Origin of the sequence: Tenacibaculum geojense (assembly GCF_042676005.1) — a bacterium.
Taxonomy (GTDB): Bacteria; Bacteroidota; Bacteroidia; order Flavobacteriales; family Flavobacteriaceae; genus Polaribacter; species Polaribacter geojense.
The window spans coordinates 21,813-33,241 of sequence record NZ_JBHTJR010000029.1 but is presented as its reverse complement, the minus strand read 5'-3'; the positions used below and the strand labels follow the sequence as shown (position 1 = coordinate 33,241).

At 32.6% G+C, this 11,429-nt stretch carries 10 protein-coding genes; 5 read left to right on the top strand and 5 right to left on the bottom strand.

Translation table 11 applies throughout. The annotated features are described in order from the left end of the window. Window positions 1-107: 107 nt before the first annotated feature. Complete coding sequence (locus ACFQ1U_RS05450) at window positions 108-1,151, bottom strand: sensor histidine kinase (RefSeq protein ID WP_386106130.1); 1,044 nt, start codon at window positions 1,149-1,151, stop codon at window positions 108-110. A gap of 66 nt (window positions 1,152-1,217) precedes the next feature. Beyond that, the gene (locus ACFQ1U_RS05445; RefSeq protein WP_386106128.1) at window positions 1,218-1,916 is read right to left on the bottom strand and encodes a response regulator transcription factor; all 699 of its coding nucleotides are present in this window, start codon (window positions 1,914-1,916) and stop codon (window positions 1,218-1,220) included. A 275-nt stretch (window positions 1,917-2,191) separates the two neighbouring features. Between ACFQ1U_RS05445 and ACFQ1U_RS05440 the strand changes: the two genes are divergently transcribed. The 4 genes from ACFQ1U_RS05440 to ACFQ1U_RS05425 all read left to right on the top strand — a co-directional run bounded on the left by ACFQ1U_RS05440 (window position 2,192) and on the right by ACFQ1U_RS05425 (window position 6,321). Then, window positions 2,192-2,725: a PaaI family thioesterase gene (locus ACFQ1U_RS05440; protein WP_386106127.1), complete on the top strand. Its 534-nt coding sequence runs from the start codon at window positions 2,192-2,194 to the stop codon at window positions 2,723-2,725. 143 nt (window positions 2,726-2,868) lie between these two features. Continuing rightward, window positions 2,869-3,537, top strand: a complete 669-nt coding sequence (locus ACFQ1U_RS05435; protein ID WP_386106125.1) for a succinate dehydrogenase cytochrome b subunit — start codon at window positions 2,869-2,871, stop codon at window positions 3,535-3,537. A 12-nt stretch (window positions 3,538-3,549) separates the two neighbouring features. Then, on the top strand, window positions 3,550-5,565 hold the full coding sequence (locus ACFQ1U_RS05430; protein WP_386106123.1) for a fumarate reductase/succinate dehydrogenase flavoprotein subunit: 2,016 nt from the start codon (window positions 3,550-3,552) through the stop codon (window positions 5,563-5,565). A 9-nt stretch (window positions 5,566-5,574) separates the two neighbouring features. Next, window positions 5,575-6,321 (top strand): succinate dehydrogenase/fumarate reductase iron-sulfur subunit, encoded by a 747-nt coding sequence (locus tag ACFQ1U_RS05425; protein WP_386106121.1) that lies wholly within the window; start codon window positions 5,575-5,577, stop codon window positions 6,319-6,321. Between the two features lie 50 nt (window positions 6,322-6,371). Here the strand turns inward: ACFQ1U_RS05425 and ACFQ1U_RS05420 are convergent, their stop codons facing one another. Together ACFQ1U_RS05420 and ACFQ1U_RS05415 are read right to left on the bottom strand one after the other, a co-directional pair. Then, a complete protein-coding gene (locus ACFQ1U_RS05420; protein WP_386106119.1) occupies window positions 6,372-6,974 on the bottom strand; it encodes an FAD-dependent oxidoreductase in 603 nt (200 codons plus the stop codon). Window positions 6,975-6,976: 2 nt separating this feature from the next. Further along, window positions 6,977-7,558, bottom strand: a complete 582-nt coding sequence (locus ACFQ1U_RS05415) for a MarC family protein (protein WP_386106117.1) — start codon at window positions 7,556-7,558, stop codon at window positions 6,977-6,979. 91 nt (window positions 7,559-7,649) lie between these two features. On the opposite strand from ACFQ1U_RS05415, the gene ACFQ1U_RS05410 reads away from it, so the two are divergent. Further along, window positions 7,650-8,216, top strand: coding sequence for a DUF3109 family protein (locus tag ACFQ1U_RS05410; RefSeq protein ID WP_386106115.1), 567 nt, complete (start codon window positions 7,650-7,652; stop codon window positions 8,214-8,216). Window positions 8,217-8,240: 24 nt separating this feature from the next. Here the strand turns inward: ACFQ1U_RS05410 and ACFQ1U_RS05405 are convergent, their stop codons facing one another. Further along, a complete protein-coding gene (locus tag ACFQ1U_RS05405; RefSeq protein ID WP_386106113.1) occupies window positions 8,241-11,417 on the bottom strand; it encodes a PA domain-containing protein in 3,177 nt (1,058 codons plus the stop codon). Between the last annotated feature and the right edge of the window lie 12 nt (window positions 11,418-11,429).

Genomic DNA, 11,429 nt, shown 5'->3' with positions numbered 1-11,429 from the left:
CTTTTTCTTGCGTAAACTGTTATTCATAAAATAAGTCTTATTGGTGTAAACTTATTTTAGGACGGGACAACAATAAACAAAAAAGCGGAGTTTTTAACTCCGCTTTTTTATTTTGCTTTCTCCAAAGTAAATGAAAATTCGGATCCTTCTCCAAACTTACTTTTTAATAAAATAGTTTCGTTGTGCGCTTCTATAATATGTTTTACAATAGATAAACCTAAACCAGAACCTCCTTGTTCTCTTGATCTACTTTGATCAACTCTATAAAAACGTTCGAACAACCTAGGAATATGTTCTTGCTTTATTCCTTCTCCATTATCCGCAATTTTAATGATATATTTATTTTGGTTATAACTCTCTACACTAACCGTAGTAAAACCTCCTACTTTCCCATATTTTATAGAGTTTACAACTAAATTAATAAGAACTTGTTCTATTCTTTCAACATCCCCTCTAACTAAAAGAGGAAACTCGTACATTCTATCATACCTTAGAGTTATTCTTCGTTTTTTGGCTTTCATTTCAAAAAGATCAAAAACATTTTGAATTAACTCTAAAATATTAAATGTTTCAATATTCATTTTTAACCCCTCTGTTTCCAATTTAGCAATCATATCTAAATCTTTTACAATTGAAGTTAATCTTTCTACCCCCTTGCTAGCTCTTTCTAAATATTTTTCTCTAATAATTTCATCTTCACCCGCACCCTCTAACAAGGTTAGGATATAACCCTGAACAGTAAAAAGTGGTGTTTTTAATTCGTGAGCAACATTACCTAAAAAATCTCTTCTAAAAGAATCTCTTTCTGTTAAGTTAGCAATTTCCTCTTTTTTATCTTCTACATATTCTTGTACTGTTTTGGTTAATGATTCAACATCTGTAGAAACATCATCTTTCTTTAAATCATTAACATCTAAAATAGAAATATCTTCGTACAATTTTTTAATACGCTGATATATAAAATGTTCTGCTCTATATTGAATAATAAAAAATGATACAGCAAAAAGTATAATCCCAAATACTATAATGGTTATTATACCCATAGATTTATAAAAAAACAGGTATGATAAAGAAGCTACTAATACCGATAGCAGTGTTAGATACATGGCAGAAGCCAAAGCGTATCTATATGTTTTTTTGACTTTTTTCATTTTAAAAAGAAAAAGTAGATTACCAACAGGCAATCTACTAAAAATATATGGTATAAAATTAAGCGTTTATTTTTCTGCTTGCTCTAACACAAACTTATAACCTACTCCTTTAACTGTTTTAAAGTGATGATCTCCCAATTTTTCTCGTAATTTTCTAATATGCACATCAATAGTTCTTCCTCCAACAACCACTTCATTCCCCCATACACTATCTAAAATAGTTTCTCTCTTAAAAACTTTTCCAGGTTTTGAGGTTAATAATGAAAATAACTCAAATTCTTTTCTTGGCAATACTATACGTTCTCCAGCCTTAAAAACAACATATTCATCTCTATTAATAGTAATATCACCTATATTGGTAGTAGCTTCTACAGTTTCTTCTGTTTTTAATCTTCTTAATAAAGATTTTACCTTACTTACCAATACTTTTGGTTTAATAGGTTTGGTAATATAATCATCGGCACCAGCATCAAAACCTGCAACCTGCGAATAATCTTCTCCTCTTGCTGTTAAAAATGAAATAATGACGTTTTCTAACTGTTTTACTCCTCTAATTTTTTCACAAGCTTCAATTCCATCCATCTCAGGCATCATTATATCTAATAGTATTAAGTGTGGATGGACTTTTTTTGCTTCTTTAACTCCTTCAGCTCCATTATTTGCGGTAAAAACTTGATAGCCTTCTGAGCGTAAATTATATCCTACAATTTCTAAAATATCTGGTTCATCATCAACTAATAATATTTTGATGTCACTAGTGTTCATAAGTTTGATTTAAGTAATGCAAACCAAATGTAACTATAAAATAACAAAAACCATATAGCACTTTCTAACTTAACAATGATTTAATATTAATGTAAATCATTTTTTTGTATTGAAAATCATAAACTTACAGACATTAAAACATAAAACCCTTTACCTTAATAATTATATTTTTTTGATATTAATTTTACATTACATCACCCAAGTTGTTAACATTAAGTGCAGAAAAATTAACCCTTGTAAAGCATTCTTGTGTAAAGGTTTTTTATTTTTGAAGCATGTACAAAACCATTTCTAAAGTAGCCGAAAAATTTTTTACGAAATCTCAAATTTTTAAATATGGGTTTAATTGGTCTCCAATGTATAGGAGATCTACCGCCAAACTTACCTATGTTTCTGATGATTTGTTAACAGTTACCATTAAAATTCCAATTAGTTATAAAAACAAAAACTATGTTGGTAGCATTTTTGGTGGTAGTTTATTTTCTGCTACCGATCCTATATACATGATACAATTATTAAATATTTTAGGAGATGATTTTGTTGTTTGGGATAAGTCTGCCAAAATAAAGTACAAAAGACCTGCAAAATCTGATGTTTATGCTTCTTTTAAATTTTCTAAGGATGAAATTGAAGTAATTAAACAAAAAGTTATAGTACAAGGTGAATTCGATTGTGAAAAACAATTACTTATTACCACTAAAGATGGTACCATTATTAGTGAAGTAGAAAAAACCATGTATGTTGCCACTAAATCTTATTATAAAAATAAACGTAAGCTTAAAAGTAAAACTGCAGAAAAATCTCAGTAAATACAATAGTCTCTCATTTTCATTAGTTAACACGGGTTCTCTATTTAAACCCATTCTAAATATGAAATAAAACGATTCGTAAAGTTTGTTCAAGTACCGATTAGACATTAAATTTGTAGTACTATATAATTAACTAATAAAAGATGAGCGGATTATTAAAATCTTCTATTGGAAGAAAGATAGCCATGGCGCTTTCGGCACTCTTCCTAATGTTTTTCTTACTTCAACACTTTGCAATTAACTTAACTTCTATGTTTCCAGACAATGGTGAAACATTTAACAGTTTGTCGTACTTCATGGGTACTAATCCTGCTGTTCAATATGTGTTACAACCTGTTTTATTGTTTGGTGTAATTTTCCACTTTGTAATGGGATTCATCTTAGAATTAAGAAACAAAGCAGCAAGAAATGTTAAATACGCTAAAAATAATGGTGCAGCTAACTCTAGCTGGATGAGCCGTAACATGATTTATAGTGGTATTGCTATTTTAGCTTTCATGGTATTTCACTTTAATGATTTTTGGGTACCAGAGATTGTAGACAAGTTTGTTGAAGGAAACAGTCAACAAGGTAAAGATTACTTACACCACGTAAAAGAAATGTTCACAAACCCAGTACGTGTTATTGTATACGTTGTAGCGTTTGTATTTTTAGCATTACACTTATTACATGGATTTAACTCTGCTTTTCAATCGGTTGGAGCGAATAATAAGTATACTAAAGGATTGAAAACTTTTGGTAAAATTTATGCTATTGGTATTCCTTTAGGATTTATCGTTATCGCATTATTTCACTTTTTCAATCAACATTAATACCCAAGTATTATGGCAATTTTAGACTCAAAAGTACCAAAGGGTCCTTTAAAAGATAAATGGACTACTTATAAAGATAAAATTAACTTAGTTAACCCTGCAAATAAACGTTTAATAGATGTTATTGTTGTAGGTACTGGTTTAGCAGGTGGTTCTGCTGCTGCAACCTTAGCAGAATTAGGTTATAATGTAAAAGCTTTTGCTTATCAAGATTCTCCTCGTCGTGCACACTCTATTGCTGCACAAGGAGGTATTAACGCCGCTAAAAATTATCAAGGTGATGGTGACTCTGTGTACCGTTTATTTTACGATACCGTAAAAGGTGGAGATTACCGTTCACGTGAAGCTAACGTTTATCGTTTGGCAGAAGTATCGGCTAATATCATCGACCAATGTGTTGCTCAAGGTGTACCTTTTGCTCGTGACTATGGTGGATTATTAGATAACCGTTCTTTTGGAGGTGTATTAGTTTCAAGAACTTTTTATGCTAAAGGACAAACAGGACAACAATTATTATTAGGTGCCTATTCTGCCATGAACCGTCAAATAGCTCGTGGTAAAATTCAGATGTTTAACCGTCATGAAATGTTAGACCTTGTAATTGTTGATGGTAAAGCACGTGGTATTATTGCACGTAACTTAGTAACTGGTGAGATAGAGCGTCATTCAGCACACGCAGTAGTTGTTGCTTCTGGTGGTTATGGAAACGTATATTTCTTATCAACTAACGCAATGGGATCTAATGCAACTGCAGCATGGAAAATTCACAAAAAAGGAGCTTTCTTTGCAAACCCTTGCTTTACACAAATTCACCCAACATGTATTCCAAGATCTGGAGATTATCAGTCTAAATTAACATTGATGTCTGAATCTTTACGTAACGACGGAAGAATTTGGGTGCCTAAAAAAATGGAAGATGTTTTAGCAATTCGTGAAGGAAAATTAAAGCCTACACAAATTGCTGAAGAAGATAGAGATTACTACTTAGAGCGTCGTTACCCTGCATTTGGTAACTTAGTACCTCGTGATGTTGCATCACGTGCTGCTAAAGAACGTTGTGACGCAGGCTTTGGAGTAAATGCTACTGGAGAAGCTGTTTACCTAGATTTTAAATCGGCTATTGAACGATATGGTAAAGAGCAATGTAAATTAAAAGGAAATGATAATCCTACACAAGCAGAAATTTTAGCTGAGGGTGAAAAAGTAATCGAAAACAAGTACGGAAACTTATTCCAAATGTACGAGAAAATTGTTGACGAAAACCCTTATAAAACGCCAATGATGATTTACCCTGCTGTTCACTATACCATGGGTGGAATTTGGGTAGACTACAACTTAATGACAACTGTTGAAGGTTGTTATGCTATTGGTGAAGCTAACTTCTCTGATCATGGTGCAAACCGTTTAGGAGCTTCCGCATTAATGCAAGGTTTATCTGATGGATATTTTGTATTACCTTATACAATTGGTGATTATTTATCTAACGACATCCGTACTGGTAAGATATCTACAGAAACTCCTGAATTTGAAGCTGCTGAAAAAGCTGTTAAAGATCGCATCGATTTCTTTGTAAACAATAAAGGAACTCATTCTGTTGACTATTACCACAAGAAGTTAGGTAATATAATGTGGAATAAATGTGGTATGTCTCGTAACGAACAAGGTTTAAAAGAAGCTATGGCTGAAATTAAAGAGTTACGTGAAGATTTCTGGAAAAATGTAACAGTACCAGGTGGTGCAAATGAAATGAACCCAGAGCTTGAAAAAGCAGGTCGTGTTGCAGATTTCTTAGAGTTAGGAGAATTATTTGCTAAAGATGCATTAGATAGAACAGAATCTTGTGGAGGTCACTTTAGAGAAGAGTCGGTGGAATTAGACGGACCTCAAAAAGGGGAAGCTAAACGTGATGACACAAACTTTACCTATGTATCTGCATGGGAATACAAAGGAGAACCTGCTGATGCTGTTTTACATAAAGAAGAATTAGAGTTTAACGATATTGAATTAAAACAACGTTCGTACAAATAAGATAAGATTATGAATTTAACACTTAAAATTTGGCGTCAGAAAAACGCAAGTGATAAAGGAAAAATGGTCGAATATAAAGTGACCGATATTTCTGAGCACATGTCTTTCTTAGAAATGATGGACGTGTTAAACGAACAATTAATTGCTAAAGGTGATGAACCTGTAGCATTTGATCATGATTGTCGTGAAGGTATATGTGGAATGTGTTCTATGTACATTAATGGTGAAGCACACGGACCAGATAGAGGCGTAACTACTTGTCAGTTACACATGCGTATGTTTAAAGATGGTGATACAATTTTTATTGAGCCATTTAGAGCTAAGGCATTTCCTGTAATTAAAGATTTAGTGGTAGATCGTTCTGCATTTGATAGAATTCAACATGCTGGTGGATATGTATCTGTAAATACATCTGGTAATACACAAGATGCGAACGCAATTCCAATTAACAAAGATAATGCTGATAAAGCTTTTGACGCAGCAACTTGTATTGGTTGTGGTGCTTGTGTAGCTACTTGTAAAAACTCATCTGCAATGTTATTTGTAGGTGCTAAAGTATCTCAATATGCATTATTACCTCAAGGTCAAGTGGAGGCTGCTGATCGTGTTAAAAACATGGTAGCGCAAATGGATTTAGAAGGTTTTGGTAACTGTACCAACACTGGAGCATGTGAGGTTGAATGTCCTAAGGGAATTTCTTTAGAAAATATTGCCCGTATGAATTCAGAATTCTTGAAAGCTAGTTTAAAAGGATAATATTTAAACGATATAAATTAAAAATCCCGAGTGTAATACTCGGGATTTTTTTATGCTTTATCATGAACGTGGCTATGAATATTATCGTTCCATAGCGTAAGTATATCGGTTGCGACTGCAGCACCACTTCCAGCGGCTATCGCGAATTGACTTCTATGACCTGAGAGCGTTCCGCAAACATATAAACCTTCTTTAATTAAGTGATTGTAATTTCTTAATTGAATTCTGTCTTTTAAAACATTAGCACGCTGATGAGATTCAATATATTGTTCGAGTCCAGCAATATCAAGTGGTTTAGCATAATTTAAGGCTAAAACTACTGTTTTAGCAGTTATAGTATTTTTATTTGTGGTAATAGTATAATTATCATCTGAAGTAAATACAGAATCTACTTTCTCGTTTTCTATTATTGCTACATGAGGATATTCAGAAATTAAATGTTTCTTTCCATTAATTAAAATATCACTACCTAAAGTTCCTGCAGGAATACCAATTGCATTATTAAAAACAGCATTTTGTAAATGTGAGGAACGTTGATGCATAATAATACCAATCTTTTTACCCTTAGCGTAAGGTTTGTTATTTGCAGAACCTAAAACTAATGCACACTGCATACCAGATACACCACCACCTATAATTAAAACATCATACATAGTTATGATAATAATAGCTTAATATTAGCTGCAAAAAGCTTAACTGCAATAGCCAATAATATTACCCCGAAAACCTTTCTAATAATAGCAATTCCGTTTTGACCTATAAAATTTCCTATTTTTCCAGAACTCTTTAATACTACGTAGATTACTACCACATTTAATAAAACGGCAACAATAATATTTTCTATTAAAAACTCAGCTCTAAGAGATAATAAAGTAGTTAAACTACCAGGTCCAGCAATAAGAGGAAATGCCAATGGAAAAACAGTAGCATTTATCGTTTCTTCTTCTTCATCTTTATACAAAGTAATTCCAAGAATCATTTCTAAGGCAATAAAAAATAAAATAAATGAACCTGCTACGGCAAACGAATGTACGTCAATACCAATTAGGCTTAACAATCTTTGACCAACAAACAAAAATAAAATCATAATGAAACCAGCAATAATGGCTGCTTTCTCTGATTGAATATGACCAAATTTTTTACGTAAATCTATTACTATAGGTATATTTCCTACAATATCAATAACCGCAAATAATACCATAAAGGCTGTTAAAATTTCGTTTACATTAAAGTTCATATGCTACTAATTTTAATCAAAAGTAAATAATTAAGTACAAGAATAATAAACTAAATATAAAAACTCATGAAAATAGCGTTATTTTTGCAGTATGTTTCAATTAGGAAAAACCATAGTTTCAGAAGATATTATTGAAAAGGAGTTTGTATGTAACCTATCTGCATGTAAAGGAATTTGTTGTGTAGAAGGGGATGCAGGAGCACCATTATCTAAAGAAGAAACCAAAATTTTAGAGGACATATATCCTACAATTAAGCCGTTTTTAAGACCTGAAGGTATAGATGCTATAGAAAAGCAAGGAACTTGGATTAAAAGTGATTTTGACGAGTTAGAAACACCTTTAGTAAATGATGCAGAGTGTGCTTATGTAACTTTTGATAACAAAGGAACTTCCTTATGTGGTATAGAAGAAGCTTATAACAAAGGATTAATTGACTGGAAAAAACCAGTGTCTTGTCATTTATATCCAGTACGTGTTAAAGATTATGCGGAATTTGCTGCTGTTAACTACCATAAATGGGATATTTGTGATGATGCTTGCTCTTTGGGTAAAGAATTACAGGTTCCTGTTTATAAGTTTGTTAAAGAAGCGCTTATCAGAAAATTTGGAGAAAATTGGTATAGTGCTTTAGAAAAACATGTTGAAGATAAAAAATAAAAAAGCTCCTTTCGGAGCTTTTTTTTATTTGATAACTATTTTTTGTGATTGCTTTATATTAGCTGATGTATTAATGTTTAGTATGTAGATACCTGAAGCTACATTTAAAGATAGATCTTGTTTTTCTTGGGATGTAAAATCAACTTTCTTTGAAAAAACCTTTTGTCCAGATAAATTAAATACCTCTACGTTTGTTCTTCCTAAAGAATTTTTAGCAAATAATGTAAAGTTTCCGTCAGAAACTGTTGGATATACAGTAAAATCTTTAGCTCCTTTAACAACATCTTCTACAGAAGCGCTGTTATCAGTAAAACGTCCAGAGAAAATACCTCTACCGTGCGTAGCAGCAAAAACAGTATTATCATCTCTCAATTCTAAATCCATAACTTTCACATTAGACATACCGTTATAAGAATGAGACCATTCAATAGCATTACCAGTATTTAAGTCATCTGTTTTCCAAACACCTAATTCAGTACCAATAATAACCTCATTAGGTAATAAAGGATTTTGTAAGATTGTTTTTACTGGTAAATCTGGTAAATTACCTTCAATATTCTGCCAATTGATACCTCCATCATTTGTATACCATACGTTAACAACACCATAATTATGCATCGTAACAAAAATTTCGTTTTCAGACTGACCAAATTCAACATCAGAAACTGAACCAACGAAATCGGAACCAGAAATGTCTGACCATTCGGGAAGACTTGTGTTTGCATTTTCTATTCTAAGTAAATTACCTAATTTAGTACCTACTAAAAGTGTTGAGGAGCCAGTGTTGTAGGGAGAAATTTTTAATGATGATGGTTCAGATCTAAGTAAATTATTTTGTAGTTCAAACTTGGTAGACGGTTCTGATAAAATATCAGAATACCTTCTAATAATAAAATTACCTCCAGAAGAATAATTTGAATATAGAATATTTAAATTAGAATCAAGCTCTTCTTGATTGATAAAATCTCCATTTGATGACTGTTCCGAATTAATGCTTACAGATGAATCTGTATCATAATTATACAGCACAATTGATTGATTGTAAACATAATTTGTTATATAATATTTATCAACACCGTCTGTATCAAAAAAACTTGCTGCACCATCACCACCTGATGCTCTTAGACTTGAATTCGGTGATAATGGAGAATTCTCAAATAACTGAGTTCCATTATCTTGAGCACCAGCAATAAAATAGTCACCATTAAATGAAGATGTTGGAGCAACTCCCATATCGTAAAATTGAGTAATATTAAGACCATTATTTCTGGGAAGCGTAGAAGTTCCTAAATTTGAGGTATAATATACTCCTCCATCATTTCCAAAAATCATCTTATTTGAATTAAAATTACCAAAAGCGGCAATATGCTGATCAGCGTGGACATACTGGTGTCCAAAACCTCCATACCAATGAGAAAATTGGTTCCAACTAAGCCCTCCTGTTGCTGATCTAAATAAATCAATTCCGCCTACAAATACTATCTCATCATTAGATGGACTAACATCAAGTAAAAGGTTATAAAATGACTGTCCTCTTGTAAAATCCACTGCAGATATACCTGTATCGTCATCTGATGGTAGTTCTAAGTCTTGAACGGTAGAGAAACTATCTGTTGTTCTAAATAAGGCAACAGGTGTAGTTGAACTATTAACTTGAGCTAATACGTAGATTTTATTTTGATCAGAACTAGATATTGCTATTTGTGTTCTATCTCCATTAGGAATTTCGTGATTTATATTGAAATCAACACCATCTGATGAGGATAAAATAATCCCGCCTCCGTTCCCATAGGTGAAAGAATGAGCTGTTGAGACCCATATCTTTCCATCTGAGCCAATTTCAATATCATTTGGGCATAACTTGTTATCAATTCCTGTTGGTTTAGGTAAGTTAATTTCAGTCCATGATTGACCTCCATCTACAGACCTCACAAGACCAAAGGAAAGAGCACCTACATATGTACTTTCATTAGAAGAGCCGTATAAAGCATCGGAAACTGCAACATATATTTCAGAAACACCATTATTATTCCTTACTTTAACGTCGTTTATATGCTGAGGACCTGGTACAACAATACCAGTAAAGTCAGATACAGGCTCATTTATACTGATATTAATAGTAGATGATTGCAATGTTGTTTCTAATAAATCTCCATCTTCTTTACTAATCATTATTGCTGGTATTGTTATGGTTGGATCAGAACCTGCCATTGTTATAGGTGAACCATCAACGTTATTCATTACAATTACTGCTATGGCACCAGCATCTTGAGCATTTTTTACCTTAACTGTAAAATTACAACTACCTCTTCTTATTAAAGCAATTTTACCATTTAACTGACTAGCATTGATTAGTGACTCACAGCCTTCGGATGGATTGATTGAACCATCATCAACCAAAACAATTTCACTAATTATTGCTGATGTTACACTGGTACCAAAATTATTCGTTGTAACTGAGGTATAATTTCCACTTATCTCGGATGGGGTTAGAACTGAAATATTAGAAGCTTCTTGATAAAAACTAAGGCCTGTGTTACCTCCAAAAATTCGATTCCATGAAGTACCTCCATCTTCAGATTTCCAGACTCCGTCTCCATTGGCAGAACCTGTAGTATGACCAACGTATGATTCTCCTGTTCCTACATAAAAAACTTGTGTGTTATTTGGATCATAAGTTATAGATGAAATTGATAAATTATCAGGAATATTAACTCTTTCCCAAACTTGAGAAGCATTTGAGATATTTGTGTTTCTCCATAATCCACCACTAACTCCTCCAGCAAAAACAGTCTCATCTGTAGGATCGTTTGGATCGAACATTACGGCTCTAACTCTTCCTCCTACATTGTTTGGACCTCTTTCTACCCAAGCATTGTCATCACCATCTCCTGGTACTCTACTTAATGCACGATTCGTTAGTAATTCTTTCTGTAAGTTTTGAACCTTAGCTGGGTAGGTCTCTCCTGTGTAAGGATTTATCTCGTTTAAATATTCTTGCTCTAAAAATTGATTTGGAGGAAGACTTAATTTTTTTCGTTCGCTTTTTGATAAGCCAGTAACTTTGTTAAACGGATGATTGTACAAATAAGCTGCATGTTGTTCTTTTACTTTTTCAATTCCAGTTTTCTGAAATGAACTTTTGAAAACAACAACTCCACTTATTAATAAAACCAATAATAAAAGTAGTTTTTTGTTCATAATAATTAAAAG